This window comes from Pacificibacter marinus, assembly GCF_900109555.1.
Classification (GTDB): domain Bacteria; phylum Pseudomonadota; class Alphaproteobacteria; order Rhodobacterales; family Rhodobacteraceae; genus Celeribacter; species Celeribacter marinus_C.
Genome location: NZ_FNZV01000007.1, coordinates 112,475 through 133,774, shown reverse-complemented (window position 1 = coordinate 133,774; position 21,300 = coordinate 112,475). Strand labels below are relative to the sequence as shown.

The following is a 21,300-nucleotide window of genomic DNA, read 5'->3' as shown; positions in this document are numbered from 1 at the left end:
TCTGTTCGAAGCACACACTTCCACGTGAGAGGAATACTATGTCGCTTCGCCCCACTTTCCCCGTCGTCCAGCGCCTGATGAGTTCGTTTGGTGTGGCTGTCTTGGTTTTAACTGGACCAATCGCGCCTGCGTTTTCACAGTCTGCAGCGGCGACTGTTGCTGGCGATACCGCGGCTGAGGGCATGACCCCGCTGGTCGTGGTCGACGGGTTCCGTTCTGCCAAGTTCGGGATGGACCAAGACGCGGTGCGCGCCGCCATTTTGGCCGACTTCGAGATCAAGGATGACGGCATTCAGTCTGGTGAAAACGCGGTTGAGCGGACCCAGATTTTGACCGTTGCTGTGCCAAACCTAATCTTGGATGGTGGGACTGCCCAAGTTTCTTATGTCTTCGGATACGAGAGCAAGACGTTGATCCAAGTGGGCGCCACATGGAGCACCAAGACCGATCCAGAAGTGACCGCAAAGATGTTGTATGACAACGGCGACGTGCTGCGGACCCATTTTATGACCGAGGGCTATGTGCCCGACACGGTTAAAACCAACGTAGCGCTCCCGAACGGAATTTTGATGTTCCGTGGCGCTGACGCTGAGAATCACGCGACGCTACTGCTTTTGCAAGGCGCGTTCACGACGGGCGAGGATGGTCGCAATACGCTGACCCCCGCCAGCCTTGATTTGCTGTACTCTTCCGACCCCGATACCCCTGATATTTTCACCCTTCCTGAAGGATCATTCTAATGTCAAAGCGGATCCATCGTGGTAAATCCAACCTTCAACCGCAAGGCCTTGCCCTGCGGTTGGTCGATTTTTCACATGGATCCCTAAGGGGGCGGCGAACGCTGACCGCAAACTTGCGATTGGGGGCCAGTACATTCGCATTTGCCGCCCTTGCTGCAGTCAGTGGCCCCCTCGCTGTGCATGCACAAGACGCGGGTGCCTCGGTGCCTGCAGGCAACAACATTGTCACCGATGGCCGGACCAATACGACGATAACTGTTAACGGTAACCAGACCGGAATTACCACCAGCACGATCTCTAACAACACCGGATATAACTCGTTCACCCGCTTTGAGCAGGCCGTTGGTAATACGGTAAATCTTTACCTGCCGACAGCGACTGACAACCTCGTCAATATCGTGCGCGGCGGGCCAGTCGTCATTGATGGCATCCTCAATTCCTACAAAAACGGCGATATCGGAGGGAACGTCTATTTCTCGGATTCCCACGGCTTTATTGTGGGCAAGACCGGCGTGGTCAACGTCGGCTCGCTGACAGTAAATACCCCCACCGACGAGTTCCTCGAATCTGTGATTGGCGCAGACGGCACCATCAACCATGCTGCGGCAGGCAAATTGATGCGTGGCGAAATCCCGATTTCGGCTGATGGGTCGATTGTCATCTCTGGCCAGATCAACGCCAAAGACGGCATTACCCTAGATGGCCAAAACGTGACGCTGACGGGTGCAAGCGGCGCGCATGTGACCGCTAACGATCTGACACAGAGACAAAAATTCCAAGCCACGGTAAATTCCACGGGCATGGTCGAAGGCGGCGCTATGGTCAGCCGTAATGGCGTGATCTCGATCGTCGCTGCGGGCCATGCCAATGTCAGGGGGCAAGTCCGTGTTGAGGCAAGCCCAAGTGGGCAGGGCGGCAAGATCAACATCACATCCGGTGGCGACACCACCATCGCCTCGACCGCAAAACTGAGCGCTGATGGCGAAGGTGCATCCGGTATCGGCGGCACGATTGTCGTCTATGCGGGAAGCTCGCTGTTCGCCCAAACTGGCGCAGTTATTTCGGCGCATGGCGCGGGAACCGGCGCTGGCGGGTTTGTTGAACTGAGCGGGAAACATGCCGTAATTGGCGGGGTTATTCTTGACCTGCTGTCTGATGCCGGACATGGCGGCACGCTTTTGATTGACCCGATTGATGTGACCATCACCGCAGGCAATTCGATAGCCTCAGGCGGTGTGAACGTGTCGATTTTGGCCGACAATTCAATCTCTATCGAAGCTGGTGGTAGCATCGACACGACCCTCTCAGGCGGCGCTTCTGGTGATATCACCTTAACCGCGCCGATACTGAGTGTTGCGGCGGGTGGTTTGCTGAACGCGGCAGCGGTTGGTGGCGGTACGGCAGGAACTGTGAGTCTTATTGCGACAAAAACCGACGGCACGGCGCAGATTTCTATTGGTGGCGAAATCCGTGGCGGCGATGTGAATTTACTTGCGACGTCTACTGCCGCCCCTTTGACAATCATCGCCTCTTTGCCAACAGCGAATGCGTCGGTCTCTATCAATGGCGGTCAGATCACCGCGTCTGGCGCGTTGACAGCAACAGCGACAGCGTCGACTGCCGCGTCTTCTGCAAACCTGCCGATTGGCGTTGTGGTCACCAACGTGAACGCGTCGGTTGATGTGATCGGCGGTGCCGTTATTCAGGCGACGAGCGCAAACCTGTCTTCCGTTGCGACGGCTGATACCCAAATTTCGACCAAATCACTTGTGCCCGCAAATTCGAAAGCGGATGGCGCTGTCGCAGTGTCGACAGTGACGAGTGCGGCAACCACACACGTCGGTGACGCCGAATTGACAATTTCCGGCAATGTGAGCCTTGGCGCGACCAACACGGTCACGAGCCATGCTGACGCAACGCCGATTGCTGCTGCCTATGGCGCCAGTGTCGCGGTCAGCGTGGTCAGTGCGACCACGACAGCCAAAGTGGACGGCATGGGCTATATCAACGCCGCCAGCCTGTCACTAGATGCCACGACAACAACAGATATCGTGGCCAATGCCGCTGCCGCCGCAGGTGGCGCATCCGAGCCGCAAGCCGGCAGCGAAGCGGACACCTATCTGAACGATCCGAACTATCAATCGGCTGCAAGCACATCCGAGGGGCAGGTTTCTGTCGTCGGCGCTCTCGCGATTTCCGACCTGACATCGACCACCACGGCAACGATGGATTCAGGGCGTGCGTCTGATATTTCCGGCACCGCCTCGATCAATACACTGACCTCTAACATTGCTGCTGTCACAGCGGATGGCTCGGCGGTTGATTCAACTGTCGGCGTCGGCGTTGCTGTCGGCATTAACATCGCCAAAGTGCGCAACGATGCGACTTTGGGCGGGCAGGGCATCTCAACGGGTAGCCTAGCTGTCTCTGCAGCAATGTCTGCGGGCGGTAGCAACAGCTTTACCACCAAAGCGACATCAGGCGCTGGCGGGACAAACGTCGGGGTCGCTGGATCACTGGCTGTGAACTTGGTCGATACGCAAAGCCAAGCCACCATCAGCGCCTCAGCGCCAGTGGCGATTTCTGGCGGCGATGTCACCATTTCGGCAAGCGACGAATCCGTGTCCTCAACAGAAGCGCTCCCTGACACGACAGGGGCCACTGGCAAGGTCGGCGTCGGCGCATCGGTAGCGATAAACATCGTAGCGAACCGCACAACCGCGACGGTTGCGAATGGAACTGCACTGACAACTCCTGGCTCGATTACGCTCTCGGCGGCATCCATCCACGAGATCACGACCAAAGCCGAAGCAGGCTCAAGCGGCGGAATTTCCATTACGCCAGCGCTGGCGCTTTCGCTTGTGAATAACACCACCACGGCACAGCTTGGCACAAGTGCGACAGCCCAGCAGTCTTCGGGCGATATCAATGTCTTGGCAAGCCAGAAGGCGACCGAAGAGACCACCGCTTCTGGGATCGCGGCTGGCAGCAAAGCGGCGATTGGTGCGGCGGTTGCTGTCGCACTTGTCAACGACACAGTTTCGGCCACAACGCTGCGCGATCTGAACGCCGCCAACAACGTGACTCTGCGCAGCTGGGGGGCCTCGCTGAACACGCTTGAGGCAACAGCAAGCGCCAGTGGCAGTGAAGCTGCCGACGCGGACGGCGATGCGGCTGCTGGACAAGACAGCACAGTCGACGCAACGGTCACCAGCAATCTGACCCACGCCTCGGATCAACAAGACAGCGCTGACGTCGGCGATGCCGATCAACAGCAAGCCAGTGCCGATGGCGCGACGGACGAAAGCGGGCGGTCTGCCTCAACGGGCGAAGGCGCTGGTAAAGTCACTGTCGCAGCGGCCGTTGGCGTTAATGTCCAGTCCTCTTCGGTGTCTGCTGGCGTGCCTGATGGCAAGAACATCACTGCGGGTGGTGTGCTCACCGTCGCGACCTCGAACAATACGACAGCAAGTGTCACTTCTGACGGGACCGCCGTTGGCGACGCACCTGCCGCTGTCGGTATTGGCGCTGCCGTCGCCGTGAACGTGGTTCACACCAATAATGACGCCACCTTGGGCAATGGTGCGATCATTGCCAGCTCAATTAATGTGTCAGCTCTTAAGCTCGATGTCGCCAAACTGATCGCCGGAGATCCTGCGACGGCTGCCACTGACACCTATCTTGCCAGCGCCACTTCGGGTGCGGGCGGGTCGAACATAGGTCTTGCGGGATCGCTTGCGCTGAACCTTGTCGATACACAAAGTCAGGCTTCCATCGCAGACGGCGCGACTGTCACATTGACGGGCGGCGACCTGACGTTGGCGAGCGACAACCAGACCAATACCACCGCGACCGCCATACCGGATGAAACCGGCGCTGCTGGCGGCAAAGTTGGCGTCGGCGCATCTGTGGCGTTGAACATCATTGCCAACCGTTCGACCGCCACACTGGGCGATGACGCTGTGCTCACGGGCGCGAGCAACATTACCCTGTCTGCAACCTCTGTGCATGAGGTGACGACCACCGCCGAAGCTGGGTCCGAGGGCGGGATTTCGATCACGCCAGTGGTGGCCTTGTCGATGATCAACAACACAACCACGGCGGAACTTGGTTCTCTTGCAGCGGGCGTCACGGCCACGGGTAACATCACGATTTCGGCGTCCCAACAGGCGACCACAACAACCTCGGCCAAAGGTCAGGCAGCAGGCGGCACAGCAGCCATCGGTGCCGCATTGGCGCTGAGCCTTGTCAACGATACTGTTACCGCGACCACGCGTCGCGACATCTCTGCAGGGGGTGATGTCACGCTTGCTGCAGCGGGCGCATCTCTGGGCACATTGACTGCTGAGGCCAGCGCGTCTGGCGGAGCAGCCGCCGATGATAGTGGCGATGCAGAAGCGGGCCAAGATGCCACCGTGGATGATACCGTCGACAACCGTCTTACCAGTGCGCGCGGCCAGCAAAGCGATGCAGGTGTCGGCGATAGCGAGCAGCAAGGCGACACTGATGCGGCAGCCGCCGACGATCACTCGGCTGAAACCGAAGAGGGCAAGGTCACGGTCGCAGCCGCCGTTGCTGTCAACATCCAGAATGCCACCGTTTCGTCCAGCGTTCCCAATGCTATAAATATTTCTTCGCCCACGGGTACACTAAAAATTCTTTCCGCCAGCAATACTGATGGCCTTGCCACCACCACGGCCTCCGCCGTTGGTGAAGAGGGCGCGCAGGCGCAAATCGGAATTGGTGCTGCGGTCTCTGTGAACGTGGTTCACACGCGCAACGATGCCACACTTGGTGCGGCCAGCCATGACGTTGGCAGTCTTGTGATCTCCGCCAATAAACTGGACGTCGCAGCACTCGCAGCCAATTCGGCCAGCACCGCAACGCGCAAAGATACTTATCTTGCCAGCGCAACATCCGGCGCGGGTGGGTCCAAAATCGGCATCGCTGGCGCACTTGGTCTGAACCTTGTGGACACCCAAAGCATCGCCAGCATCGCAGACGGTTCCACTGTTGCGCTACATGGCGACGTGTCGATTTCCGCTGACAACCAGACGGAAACGACAGCCGAAGCTCTGCCAGTTACAGGCACAGTTGGCGGCACTGTCGGGATCGGCGCATCTGCCGCGATCAACATCATCGGCAATCGTGCCATCGCCAAAATCGGCGGTAATGTGACATTGATAAATGCGGACAATCTGACCGTATCGGCCAGCGCTGCGCATGACATCATCACCACAGCCGAAGCGGGTGCCGCGGGCGGGGTGTCTATCGTTCCCGTTCTTGCGCTCACCCTCGTGACCAATACGTCAAGCGCTACAATCGGTAGCAATGTCAATACGTTGACTGTGAACAACTCGGTTGAAGTTAGCGCGGAACAAACGGCGACAGAAACAACCGATGCATCTGCCACAGCTGTCGGCGACAAAGCCGCCATTGGCGTAGCGCTTTCGCTTGCTTTGGTGACCGATAAAGTCGTTGTCTCAACAGGCCGCTCGATCACTGCGACAACTGGCGATGTGACATTCTCGGCTGCGGGAACATCTACAGGTTCATTGACAGTAACCGCTGGTGCGGCAGGTGCCGAAGCCGCCGATGAAAACGACGAATCCTCCGATGGTGAAGGCACTGTCGATGATAGGGTCTCGGGCCAATTCGATTTTGCGAAAACCACGCAATCTGACAGCAATGTTGGCGATGCCGACCAGCAAGCCGCAACGACAGAAACATCGGATCAAGATCACTCTGCAGGGTCTAGCGAAGGCAAGCTTTCGGTCGCAGCCGCTGTGGGCGTGAACGTGGTGACATCTTCTGTCAGCGCAGCGATGTCAGACGGTCATGATATTTCAGCGGGCGGTCGTTTGACGGTCAGCGCAACCAACGGAACTGACGGCACGGTGTCTTCTGACGCCAGCGCTTCGGCCGCTCAGATCGCGATCGGGGCTGCTGCTGCGGTCAATGCGATCACGTCGACCAATGTTGCAAGCCTTGGAAATGCAACGTATTCCGCTAATGGCGTAACGGTTTCGGCCCTCACGGCCGCGCCATCCGGCACGCCACACGTCAGTACCTTTAGCACCACCGCCAAGTCTGGCGCGGGTGGGTCCAAGGTCGGCATCGCAGGCGCATTGGCGCTGAATCTTATTGACGCGTCCAGCACGGCCACTGTGTCAGGCACCTCGGTTGTTGACGCTGGTTCTGGCGCCTCAATCATTTCCGCCGATCAACAGATGATCGCGACTGCGAAAGCTGCGCCGCTTGATGATAGCCTCACCACGGGTGGCAAAGTCGGCATCGGCGCCTCGGTTGCGCTGAATCTCGTTACCAGCACATCGACGGCTGAAATCGAAGACGGCGCGACATTTAACAACGGCGCTGGCATTTCTGTCACCGCCAATTCTGACGTCTCGACCGAGACTGAAGCTAAAGCCGGATCTGAGGGCGGCATTGCAATTGACGCCGTGGTTGCATTGGCGCTTTTGGATGTGACGACGAGTGCCAGAATTGGGACCGGCAACGCGATCACCACCACAGGCGCGGTCGTGATCGACGCGACCAGCAGTGGCGAGAACACCGCGACAGGCACGGGCGAGGCCAAGGGCGGCAAAGTTGGGGTTGGCGCGGCTGTTGCAGTCATCTCGGGCAATGGCGCTCAGGCGACCGATTTAAAGAACACATCTGTCACATCGGCGGAGCTTGCCCGCGATCTGACCGCAGCATCACTTGCGATTACGGCATCGTCGTCGCGCAGCTATGAGGCCTACGCCACAGCCAGTGCGGGCGGCGGAAAAGACAAAGAAGCCTCGGAAACATCTGATGCGAAAAGCACGCAGAGCCTGTCCGAGACCAAGAACTACCAAAAAGGGACCGAAGGGTCCGACCAGAAAACGGGCAACGGCGGCAGCAAAGTAACTGTCGCAGCCGCCGTCGGCGTCGCTGCAGCACAGGACGCGGTCAGCGCAACACTGAGCGATGTGACGGTTTCATTGACCAACGACCTGACAGTATCGGCCACCAATGACACCAATATCGCGACCAGCGGTGACGGCACGGCTTCCGGTGCGAATATCGGCGTTGCTGTGGGCGTTGCTCTGAGCATTTCCAACAACAGCGCCACGGCCAGCATCGCGGATGGTGCAACCGTGACACGCGCAGGCACCGTCAATGTGACCGCCGCGACCAGCCAGAATATGTCTCAGGTTGCGGGTAAAACCGACTTCCTCAATGGCCTATCCGCGCTCGCCTTTGCAGGGGCTTCGTCGAAAAAAGTCAGCGTCGCGGGGGCCTTGGCGGTTGATGTATCCAACACAACCACCTCAGCCACGATTGGCGATAATGTCACGATTGGCAACGCGAGCCGCGTCAGCGCAGTGAATGTCACGGCCGATAATTCCAGTCGGATGAGTGCGAAATCCACCAGCCTTGCGCGTTCAAGCGGGCAGGCGGGGATTGGTGCATCTGTCGCCGTTGTGGTGTCGGATAACGAATATACGGCCAATATCGGGGCAGGGTCTGCGATCACCTCTGGTGGCGTCAAAGTCGCAGCAACCAATGCCGAAATAGCGCCCTCCGTACCGTTCACCTTCACCGATCTCGAGGACTTCCAAACCAACATCGTCAGCCAACCGCTGTTTAGCACGGGCAACTACTACGCCGAGGCCATCGGTGGCGCGCAGTCCAGCAAAGTCGCCGTGCAAGGCTCGTTCTCTGTCATGGTGTTCTCAGATGTAACATCTGCGGCCATTGGCAAAAGCTTGAACAATCCGGCCAGCTCCGCTGCGAGCACCATTGATGCGGGCGCCAACAATGTCACCGTTTCGGCCAATAATGCGTTTGATGCCAAGGCTTTGTCGGGCGGCGTTGCTGTCAGCAGTAAGGTCGGCGTCGGGGTTTCCAGTTCGGTGATCGTCAACAGCGGTGAAACCACCGCCGAGCTTGCCGACAACACACAGTTGGTTGATGCCGCCGCAGTGGATATTACCGCAGGCGGGACGCAATCCATTGATGTCATCAGCGTCAGCGCCGCGGGCGCGAGCAACGTCGGCATCGCCGGTGTTGCAACGGTTCTGGTTTCTGAGAACGATGTCGAAGCATTAATTGGAACTGGGGTGCAAATTGCCGCCTCGGGTGATGTGTCGCTGACAGCTAACAATGATTTCGACACCCTGAGCGTGGCGGGTGGTCTTGGTGTTGGCGGCAGCGTCGGCATTGGGGCTGCGGCTTCGGTCGTGACGGTCGAAAACGTAACCCGTGCGGCGATTGCCAACGGGACAAGTGCGGCGGACGCGGTGAAAATCACACAGGCTGGCGCGCTGAATATCGACGCGAATGCAAGCCAGACGGGCCAAACTTTTGCCGTGGCTGGTGGCGCGTCAAGCGGATCAGTCGGTGTTGGCGCGGGGGCGGGCATCTTTATCCTCGACACCACAACAGAAGCCTTGCTCGGCGATTACGCCCAGATCGGCCAATCTGGCACGGTCGGGGATATCGCGATTACAGCCACCGATAATTCCACCCTCGACACCTACCCTGGTGCGGTCGGTGGCGGCAATTCCGTGGGTGCGGGCGCAGGGGTTGGAGTCGGTGTCATCACCAAGACGGTGACAGCCTCGATCGGCGATAATGCCTTGGTGCGGGCCAGCGATGTGCTGGTCAACGCGCAGAGCGGCGAAGCGGCCAATATTATTGCGATCAGCGCCGGTATCGGTGGCAGCGCAGGCCTTGCGGGTGCGGCGGCTGTTTACACCATCGAGAACGCCACAACGGCAAGTATCGGCGAAAGCGCCGTCGTCTTTGCCAGCGATGACGTGGCCGTCCTTGCCAATGATTTTGCATCTGTGGACTCGTTCGTCGGTTCCGTCAGCGTAGGCGGTAGCGCGGGTGTCGGGGCTTCGGTTGGCATCGTCATTATTGACAACACAACCCATGCCACGATCAAAGATTTGGCGCAGGTGACTGCGCTGGGTAACGGCACAGGCGTAAACTATGTATCTGACTTTGATACGACTTTCACATCTATTACGGACAGCTTCCAAGGTGCAGATCTGCCCGATTGGGACGCATCAACCGGTCTCGTCGCCAGCAACGCAAGTGGCGCCAGCGATGTCGGTCTGACGGCAGCAGACGCCCGCAATACGGGCTTGTCGCTTTTGACCAAAACCCGCAATGGCACGGCGCATTCTGAGACAGGTCACGGCGTTGTCGTCAACGCGGCTGCGTCCAATTCGGTGCGCTCGCTTGAGGTCGGATTCGGCGCGGCAGGTAGCGTTGCGGTTGCACTTTCGGGCAACGTCCCCGTGATCACATCTGACACACAAGCGACCATCAAAGCGGCGCAGATCAACAAACTTGCGGGCGCGGCACATGCCAATCAAGGCGTTACTGTTGCAGCGGCTAGCGACACCTACAACCTTGGCATTGCAGGGGCTGCGGCTGGCGCTGGCGCGGTTGGTGCGGGCGCAGGTGTGACGGTTACGGTGGTGAACGCCACCACCAAAGCAACGGTCGATACTGCGGCAAATATGAAGGCGGCAGGCGACGTCGCCGTCACAGCAAACGCTCAAGCGGACTTTACGTCCTTCTCGGCAGCTTTGGGTGCGGGCGGCACTGTCGGCCTTGCGGGCGGCGTTGGCGTTATCTCCATCACCGATGTGACTGAAGCGAGCCTTGGCGGCACGACGGTCGCGGGCGGCAATGTACAAGTGCTGGCTGACGATCAGACCCGCGTGGCTTCGATGAATGGCGCGATAGCGGCTGGTTTTGGCGCGGCCGGAATCGGCGGCGCGGTCGGCGTCTTGTCGGTCAAGAAAACCACAACGGCAGACATCGAAGATGGGGCAAGCGTGACGGCCCTTGGCAATAGCGCCAACACCTTTGGGGCCTACACCGGCACCGATATGACCGCCACGCGAGCGGCGCGTGGCCTGAACGTGGCGGCAACGTCTGGCGAAAGCAATCTGTCCATCGCGGCCTCTGCTGCTGGCGGACTGTATGCTGGCATCAGTGGCGTTGTGACCGTCCAACTGCATGACGTTACCACCTCGGCCAAAATTGGCAACAACGTGCAGATCAACCAAGATGCGTCTCAAACGGGCGCGACTGGCGCACAAGACGTCTATGTGACAGCACGCGACACCTCGATTTCCAACGTCTATGCGGGCGGCCTTGCTGTTGGTCTTGCTGGCATTGCGGGCACCGTGGATGTGGGCGTGATCAAAACCACCACCAGCGCCACCATCGGCGACGGCGTGGTGATGGCGGCCAAACGCGATGTGTCGGCCAGCGCTTTGTCAAACAAGGCGGGCAATTCTGTCATCGTGTCTGGCGCTGGCGGCATCGTCGGTGTCGCAGCGGCAGTCGCGGTCTACGATTACGGCAATGGGATCACACCAGGTGGCGACGCAGACGACAAGATGAGCGATGCCACAGATGGCAAATACGCGCTCTCAGACATCACAGATCAGGCCAACGACCAGACCAATGACGATGGTGGCGATGGCGTCAGCAGCCTGTTTGCGGACCCTGACACCGATCCGCGCATCCAAACCGCCAGCGCCAAGGCGCAGACGGCACGCGAAGCAGTGACCCTCGACACGACACCGGACACGGGCCTTGTCGTTCCGGCTGGCACCTCGGCCAATATGGGCAGCGCAATTGTTGTCGCTGGCGGCACGATTGGCCTGCGCAGTTACGACAAACTGACGACCAGCTTAACCGCGGGGGCCGCAGCGGTTGGTATCGCAGGTGTCGGCGCTGGCATCGTGGTTCAGAGCGTTGATACAACCAATACTGCACAGCTTTCTGGCGCGGCGAATATCACGTCTGCGGGCCTTGCGCTGAATGCGCAGACCTTGCACGCGATGACCGCCAATACCGTTGTCGGTGTCGCGGGTGGGTTTGGACTTGCGGCGGCTGTGTCAGTCGTCTCGGACGATTCCGACACCTACGCCTATATCAACGGCGCGACAGTCGCGGTGTCTGGCGAAACTGCCGTGAATGCATCCTCGGCGCGCTCGATTGATGGCGAGGCGCTTGGCCTATCTTTCGGTCTGTCCGGAGCGGCCGGTGTTTCGGTTGCCACTGCCAGCATCGGTGGCTCGACCAAAGCCGCGCTTGGTGCGGATGCCTCGGGCGAAACAACAGATAGCGGCGTCGATATCGGCACCAATGCAAGCCGCAGCGGCAACGTGACACTGGGCGCGACCTCAGACGATTGGGTCAAAGCCAACACAACGGCCGCCGGTGGCGGTCTTGGGTTTGCGGTGCAGGGCGCCGTTGCGCTTGGCGACGTGACAACCACGGTAGCGACCAAGATGAACGACGCGGCGATCTATACAAATAACGCGATCACCAGCACGGCAAAGGCAACCAATAGCGCCTCGACAGATGCTGGCGGCGCGGCACTCGCAGGCGCTCTTGCGGCGGGCGTCTCGCTCGCGCATTCCACGCTTGGCGTAACAGTGGCCAATGACGTCTACGGGAATTCTATCTTGGATGGCGGCACTGTCACTCTCGGGTCTTCCATCGCGGCGGGCACCAACACGGCTGATGCCGTCGCTGTCGCAGGCGCGCTTGTCGGGCTTGCAGGTAGCGACGCGAAGAGCAAAAACCAATCCTCGGCCCAGACCAATATCAAGGACAGCAATATCAACGCGACTGGATTGGTCAACATCACGGCCAATTCCGCAACCAAACAGACCGCAGACGCAACAGGGTATGTCTTTGGCATCGCAGCACTTGGCAGCAATGATGCTGAATCGATCTCTGGAACGGTCACGCGCGCAGTTGTAACGGACATGACAGGGATCACAGCAGGCGGGCTGAATATCAGCGCGACTGGCGTCGACGACAACACTTCAACTGCCGTTGCCGGTTCTGGTGGCGTGGTTGCGGGTGCGGCTTCGTCTGCCGATACGACGACCATCAGCACCACCGAGGCTTTGATCAATACAAGTACGGCGGGTGACAGGTTCCTCGTTGGCATCACGGATGGCACCGTTGATATCAATGCCACGCATACGGCGCTGTTTGGCGGTTCCGTTGATAGCACCCAAGCCTCGCTTGTTGGTGCCAGTGGCGCGTCGCTTGACCACCAAGTTACCGCGACAGTCAATTCTGGCCTCGGCGATTACGCGCGGGTCTGGGCGGCCAATCTCACGATTGATGCTGCCAACTATGTGCACAACTTCTTCTTGGGCGAGAGCGCCTATGCGCTAGACGGGCCAGCGCCTGCGACTTTCAACGCGGACGATGCTGATTGGAACGTGGATTCTGGCTCGGGCGGTTTGCTGAACCTGCCGGCAGGCAAAGCGAACGTGAATATCACGCAAAATACGCTGGCAAATGTCGGCGCGGCTGCGGACGTCTGGTTGCTGAAACCTACATCTGGTCTCTCTGCGCTTGAAATCGAAGCTTACAACGAAGTGATCACACATCAGAAAGCCAAGCTGGATTCAGCGGGCGCGATCGCCACAGCCAAGTCAGTTGTGGAACTTGCTGCGGATCAAAACGCGACCGTGAACATCGGTGCGGATGGCACCTTGTTGGTCGACAAAGGTGATGTCTTTATCAGTGCTTGGAACCAAGCCGAGATGGATGGCCGCAGTTCGGCCACCACTTACGGTGTTGCGGGCGCGCCCGATGGCCATGCTTGGGCCAATCTTGACGTCGCGAACACCGTCGATATCGGCACGGACGTGCGGATCGAAGCGACGGATGGGGTTTCGCCAGCTGACGGATCAATGCCGAGCAGCGCGACGGTCAACGTTTATGCAGGCCGCAGCCCGACCGGAACGCGGTCGGTCATCGACCTCAGGACCACAATTGATCTGTTCAACAATTCCGCGATCCCAATTCCGGGCTCACCTGATGCACAAGCCAACCTTGTCAACAACGCGTCAGTGAACCAAGGCACGACGGATAACACGACCCCGCCACCGCTGATCGGTATCCTTGCCGCAGGCGACATCACAATCGCGGCGGACCGCGGTGATATCACGCTCTCGGCGGTCGGCACTGGCACCGACATTTACCGCGAAGCACTGGCAGCTGTGGCGAGCGCCATTAGCGGTGTGTTCGGCGGCGACGAGGTGACATTCGACTACCATGGTGGCACTACCAGTAATACGGGTGTCGCAAGTCTCGCGTTGGACGGGTTGGTGGCAACTGGCCTACAGAAATTCAAATCGCTTACCCTGAATTACGGCGCGTCTTGTGACCCAAGCCTTGTGTCGTGCATCTCGGTCAGCGGCACGATTGGCGAGGATGGCATCATCCGCAGTTCAATCACTGCGGACAATTCGGTTATTGTCCAGCGCTTGACCCAACTTGAGCTTTTGAAAGCAAATACCGAGGGCGATACGGTCGCGCTTGGCGCTTATCAAAACGAAATCAACTTCTTGCAGCAAAAACTGATTGCGCTTGGACTTGGTTCGTTCGACACGGGCGGTAATTTCAACCTCTTGCCTTACGCCTCTGGCAAGTCCGTGCAACAACAGTTGATCGATCAACGCACCGCCACTCAGGACCAACTCGACACGGCCACGAACGGATTCACCAACCAAGCGACAGTGGTGAACAGTGCGCTGCCAACCAGCATCGCTGAGGCCTATGACAACGGGACGGCAAACGATTACCATTCCTACGTGACCACCACGCGCACGCAGACCGCATCGCTACCAGCTTACACAGCGGCGGTTGCGACCCCCGCGACAATTCCTGATGGCTCGGGCGGCACTATGACGAACCCAGCCTACGCAGCCGCGCAGACGCTGATCAACAATTACAACACCTACAGCGGCAACGTTTCAACCGGACTGACAAGCGCAAATGGGTATCGTTCGACCATCAATTCCACCGTCACGGCCAACGCGACCTTGCAGAGCCAAATCAATGACCAGATTGCGATCATCAACGCTCCCGCATCGACCTCGGCGCAGGTGGCAACCGCCCAAGGGCTGATCACGACCAAGCTCAACCAAATCGTCAGCAACAACACGACGATTAAGACCGCGACCAACAATCTGAATACGACGATGGGCACGATCAACAGCAACCTCACCAACTTGGCGACTACCGCCAACGGTAGCGCGGTGGCGGGTACGAGCACTGTAGGGACCAACCTTAGCATCGTGGCCAATGCCAAGACTTTCGTGAATGACTGGAACACGGCGCTTGGGACGGCAAACACGTCCGTCAGTGATCGGGTTACGACACTGAATGGCGCGACCACACCAGCGGTTGGTGGCTACACAGTCGGCACCTTTACCTCAAGCGCGTCGACCTTGGCCTCAAGCATCGCCGACCTCAATACGCAAATTCCGCTTGCATCGACCGACCCCGCCGCGGCCCCATCGACACCGATGATCGAGGTCAAGGATGTCGCAGCGCGGCTTGGCAACATCTACTTGTCCGGCAATATCGTGACTGGTGGCGGCACTGGTGTGCTCTCGGCCCCTGGCAACGCCGAGATTAGCATCATCAACAACACGGCTGCGACGCTCAAGGTCAACAATATCACCATGCCGTCCTACGAGGCTGGATATATTCGCGTGAATGGCGTGATTGTTGAATCCGTTGCCGATGTCACGGCTTTTGCGCCTGGGCAGCCGTCCTCGGCCAACTTCAATCAAGTCATCACTGGCCTGACCAGCAGTCGGCCTATCGTGACGCTGACGAACAATTACAACCCGACCAGCAGCGCCTATACAACCGCACAGCAAGGCTTGGCTCCACCAGACCTGATCGTCGCCGCGAATAAGACGATCAACAATCCCGACGGAACGGTCGATCTGACCTCTGAGTATGGCAACATCTATGTTCACGGCGCGATCAACGCTGGGTCGGTCAACATTCTGGCGCGCAACGGCGATTTCGTGTCGAGCTACGTCAATGGTTTCAATCACGTTGGTGGTGATCCCGCGAGTTTCAACAGCGCGACAAACCCTGCCGAAGCAGGGAGCGGAATTATTGCCAATGGCGCGATCTCGATCAGCGCGCGCTATCTCAATATCAACAGCACGATCCAATCTGGCATCGTGGATCTGTCGGTCACTTTGGGGGCAAACCCGCAGTTGACAGCGCTGGATCCTGTGCAAATCGGGGTGAGCGAAAGTTCTATCGAGGCGGAAGTAACCGCTTATAGAGACAGCATCATCGCAGGCGGCTCACCTTCTGCGACACCAACGGTCACCAACAATCGCGGCACATCCATTACGCTGAACCTCAACCCGAACGGGCTGGACACCACGGCACTTCACGCGGCGATCACCGAATACAATGCCGCTGTCGTGCTCGATGCGTCTACCAACCCGATGTACACTATTCCGGTCACGAGCGGCGGGTCGCCTGAACTCATCAATATCAAAGATTTCCTCAGCGGCACAGGTGTGACTCCGCGACTGGAATTCAGCATTGAGCAGGCCAACACGTACAAAGCCGACGCGGGTGCCAATGGTCTTGTCTACACTGTCATTGGCGGTGCTACCGACAATATCGGCGTCAGCTATGATGTTGATAACGCACAGTATGTCGTGAATGGTGCCGAAGTGCACGGTGGCTATATCCAGCTTTATGGCCAGATCATGAACACCTCGTCTAGCGGTGGCGAGTTGAACGTCCTTGACGGCTTTGGTCGCATCAACATCACCAATACAAGCAACATTCCTCTGGTGCTTCAGACCCTAGATGCTGGGGCTGATACGACTGGTGTTGCGGGGCGTGGTACTGCTGGGGTCATCGATATCACTGATATCACCCGCGTGGATGCGCCGGACCAACCGTCGGCAACCAATCCATCACAGGTCAATGTGACGCGCACGGTCTATACTCGCGACTATGTCCCCGGGAGCATCAGCGGCCAGATCATGATCGCGACACAGTCTGGAACGCTGGACACAGTAACGGGTCTTCCAAGCTATGCTGGAACGGTCGCTGTTGCTGTTGCGGACTCCTCGGCCAGTTCCGACGGCAATGATCGCAGCGCCTCTTATTCGACAACGGCGAACTTGCGTTACATCTGGACCACAGCCGAGAAATTCCAACTGACCACTGAGGTGAAAACCAAAGACCAACAATTGTTCGGATCAGCCGATCTCAGCATCGGCTTTGACACGAGTTTCTCATCGCGCGGTGTTGCAACGATTTCTCCGGCGACGCGATTGGCAGATGGCACGTATCTGAGCCAGTATCAATCGCCCACCGGAACCACCCAGTTTATCTCTGTCGATGGATCGATTGTGACCGGCACCAACGGAACTGGCAACAATGCGCCGGCCTTTTTGGTCACAGCGCCGAATTACAACGTTGTCGACAACAGCACCATCACGGACGAAAACCTGTCGAGCGATTATTCGTTCATGGACAGCTATTCCTATGAGAAGCTGGGCGAAAGCAGCCGATCCTGTAACTGGTGGACGCTGTGTATCGATTCAACGGTCACCACGACCTATGAAATGGTCCAGAACTACACCACCATCACCACACAAGCGCTTAAGGCCGACAATCCGATTGCGATCAACTTTATCGGTCAGAACACTTCTGCTGTTCAGGTAACATCGCCATCAAACGTGACCCTCAACGGTCAGGTCAATGCGCACAATGGCGACGTTACAATCGCTGCGACGGGCGCTGGCCACTCGATTATCACTGGCAATTCTAGCGCGGTGATTACGGCGCGTCGGATTAAGCTTGAGGCAGGGGCCTCGGTTGGCACCAGTGCTGCGTCTGTGCAATTGCGGATGGACGGCGCGGTCAATGGAAACGGCGCATTGGTCGCCACAGCGGCAGCGGGCAACGTGAACCTGACCGCATCTAATGGCATTGTAATTGAAAAAGTGACGGCAGCGGGTGACCCCACAGCGGGCAACGGCAATGTCGACATTACGGCTGGCACTGACATCAAGTCGGGGCAGGGGTCTCAGTTCTTTACACCAAGCCCAACCGCCAAAGGTGTCATTCAAGCGCCACGCGTGACGCTGGTTGCGAACAACGGCGATGTCGGCTCGATTGCTGATCCGTTGACGGTCAACTCTGGTTATTCACTGGCAAACCGCAACTTTGGCGATAGCGTCGATCCTGATCCCGCCTATGGTCTGAGCGTTCTTGCTGCAGGCGACATTGGTATTTCTGCCACCAGCTGGGGCACCACAACGCAGGACTGGACGGGCAATGCTGACGGGACCATGTTGGTCGACCAAGTCGTATCGCTTGGCGGGGATATCTTGCTGGCAACAACGGGTCAAATCCTCGACAACAACCCAACCCAGACTGTAGACACGCGGACCTATAACCAGCTGTTGGGCTATTGGAATTCGCTTGGGCTGATCACAGGCACTGCCGAGAATGACGCCAAGGTTCAGCTCGCGATTGACGCCTTTGCCAATGGTCGCACAGCGGATTACAATGCCTATTGGCAGATCCGCAAGAGCCAATCTGATGGCGGCGCGGCGTTCGATCCGAGCTATAATTTCACGCTCGCCACAGACTCGCTTCAGTATAAGGCGCTGGTTGACCAAGGCGTTGATATTGTCGCCTACCAAAATGAAATGACCACGCGCTACAGGGCTATGAATGACACGGTCGGCGACCTCACAACGGCTTATGTCGCAGGCTACGCTTACGATCCTGCCGACCACCCTGATGATGTCGCTGATCTGCAACGTGGTTCGGGCTGGTCCGATCGTCAGTTGGCGTTCGCACTGTCTCCTGGGGCTCTTAAAACGGTGACAGGCACCAACCCTGTGCTTAAGGCGCCAAACGTTTCGGGTCGCACAGTGACGCTGAACGCAGGTGTTGGCATTGGTGAAACCATCGGCGCGGGCACAGCCACCGTTGGCGTTCTGATCCCAGCTGATCTTGACCCAAGCGCGCTTACGGATGCGCAGAAAATTGCGCTGGTGACAGCCGAGCGTGCGGATTTGCAGATCATCGTCGACGCGATTAGTGCGCTACCTGCAAATCCAACACAGGCGCAGATTGACGCCTACGCCGCAGCCGTAAATGCGGGCATTTTGAACACGCAAGTCATAGTGCCTCTGGGCCTTGATGAAAGTGCGATGTCGGTGGCGCAACGTGCGGCGCTTCATGCGGCAGCAAACGAGCTTGTCGCAGCGTCTGACATGACGATCCAAGTGCTCAGCAAACGTCCGCTGAATTTCGACGCAGTCACGGCACTCGAAGTCGATGTGACTGGAACGCCCGGTGCCCTCGACCACGGTACGGCCTATCTCGCGTCGCGCGGTAATGGTCTTCTCGGCAACGTTAGCGTTCTCGGTGACACACGTATTCAGGTTGTTGGCCCAATTGCCAATGTCGGATCTGGTGTTGTGGCGACTGGCAATCTTATTCTTGAAGCCTCACAAGGTGGTATCGGAACGGGCGTTAATCCGCTTGATCCGTATGGTCCTGCATTTGGCCCAATGAAGCTCTCGCCACTGGCGGGCGCGACAATTACGGCACGGGCGCAGGGCGATATTGCTCTCGACGTTACAGGTACGGCAACCATCGACACGATCTATTCGCCGGGCAACGTGAGCGTTCTCGCTGATACAGGGATCGCCAATGCTAATGATGATCAACTGATCAACATTCTTGGCACGGATGTGGTTTTGACCACGGCGGCTGGCAATATTGGCGCAGCAGGTCGGACCTTGAACGTCGGCGTTAACTTTGGCGGTGGCATCACTGCGGCGGCGCCAACGGGTGCGATCTATCTCTTTGGGCCGAAGAGCGACAGCTTTGTGATCACCTCGGCCATTGCGCCGAACGGGATCTTGTTGCAGTCCGAAAACGCGGCTGTCATCAACGGGGCTGTGACATCAGGCGGACCAATCCAGCTGATCGCGGGCGGTCAATTGTCGATCACGGGCAACAGCGCCGTTTCAACCACAGCGGGCAGCATCGTTGCATCGGCTGGCGCGCTGCAAATGTTCAATGGGGCGACGATGGTTGCGCCAACGGGCACAGTCGCCATCACCACAACCACGGGCGATGCAATTGTGACGGGTATCTCGACACTGGGCGATGTCACCATTAATGCGGCTGGTCATGTTCTTGCGGGCACCGATCCGCTGCGCGTCTTTGATATCGAGACAACAGATGCCACCGCATTGGTCCAGATTGTTTCGGGCGAGGGCATTGGCGATCAGACCACGCCCAACGCGACATCGCTCGATTGGCCTTATGATGGTTCAAGCGTGACTGAGACAACCACGGATGTGGCAAACCCGCTTATTATCAAAACCGCGCGGATCGACCTGAACGCCACCACGGGAGACATTGCAGCGATCACACCACTTGCGATCACTGCAGCGAAGTTGAACGCAGGCACGGGCAGCATCGGTATTGACGCGCGCAGTTCGTTCATTGGCCAGTCAGCGACGGCGGGTGCCAATGTCAAAATTGCCTCGATCGGTGACTTGACCATTGACCTGCTTGATGCAGGGAAAACAGGACCTGGCACAGTGGATCTGGTGACAACCAACGGCGCGCTTGCTGTCGGCTCCGCGACCAGCACTGGCACGCAGACAATGCAGGCGCTGAACGATGTGACCTTTACACAGATCACAACAACTGGCGCTTTGCCCACGGATCAAGGTGACGTGACTGTCACCTCGACAGACGGGTCCATCACCGGTGGCTCGATTGATGCCGCTGGCACGGTTCGTCTGAACGCAAATGGGATCAGCTTTGCCACGATTATCGCTGGCATCGACGCGATCCTGAATTCGAGCAAGGACATCTTTGGAGACTTGCTTGAGGCTGCGAACCATATCGACCTGACTGCGGGCAGTGTTGCCGGTGGTGTCGTGACTTATAACGGCGACATCGGGATCGATGTGGGCCGTGCCAAGACTATGTCATTCGATGCCACGGGCGACCTGACCTTGCCTGATTTGGAAGTTTCAGAAAAGATCGTGTTGCGCGGCGGGACGATTACGGCGGGGATCACGCAAGTGCCCTCGGGTCCAAACCCGCTGCAAATGACTTTGACGGGTGGACGTGGCACAGTTGGCACGTCGGCGACGGTTACTGTTGATGCGCCTGCGGGGATCGATATCGATGATCTGTTCTTTGTCGATACGACGTTCGACACCACGGCAGAGAACGTGAGTATCGACAACGCGTACGTTCCCGGGTCGCTCCTGTTGACGTCACCGTTGCAAACACTGCTGTTCGACAACCGCACGCCACGGCCGCACTACACGGCCAACGTGCAGTACTTTGAACCTGAATATGCTTTCGCACTTGATATGGAAGGCTACTACAGCATCTCTGACGCCTATGTTGTGCAATACACAGTCTCGCCTGATTCAACCAACGAGCTCAAATTTCTGGACTTCCCCGGTGCGGGTTTGGTTCGTGACACGATCCGTGTGATGCGCAACGGTGTGGATATGGGCAACGGGCCGGGCACGCCGTTCTGGGAACTGAGTTCGGTCACACCGAGAGGCAGCCGCGTTTACGATGAAGATGATTTTATCCTCGTCAATGGCGTTGCTTATTATGTGGGGTCGAGCAGTGAACAGGGTGCTGCCGTCAAATTAAACAGGATTAATTAAGC

Annotated in this window: 2 protein-coding genes; both read left to right on the top strand. The window is 58.2% G+C overall.

Translation table 11 applies throughout. The features are described from left to right. The first annotated feature begins 38 nt into the window (after positions 1-38). Complete coding sequence (locus tag BM025_RS10550) at positions 39-740, top strand: hypothetical protein (protein ID WP_085849561.1); 702 nt, start codon at positions 39-41, stop codon at positions 738-740. Further along, positions 740-21,298, top strand: coding sequence for a leukotoxin LktA family filamentous adhesin (locus BM025_RS10545; RefSeq protein WP_085849560.1), 20,559 nt, complete (start codon positions 740-742; stop codon positions 21,296-21,298). Before BM025_RS10550 ends, BM025_RS10545 begins: the two co-directional genes overlap by 1 nt. Positions 21,299-21,300: the final 2 nt, after the last annotated feature.

Coding starts and splice junctions, on each gene's coding strand:
- BM025_RS10545 (WP_085849560.1), top strand. CDS start 740: ATGTCAAAGCGGATCCATCGTGGTAAATCCAACCTTCAACCGCAAGGC.
- BM025_RS10550 (WP_085849561.1), top strand. CDS start 39: ATGTCGCTTCGCCCCACTTTCCCCGTCGTCCAGCGCCTGATGAGTTCG.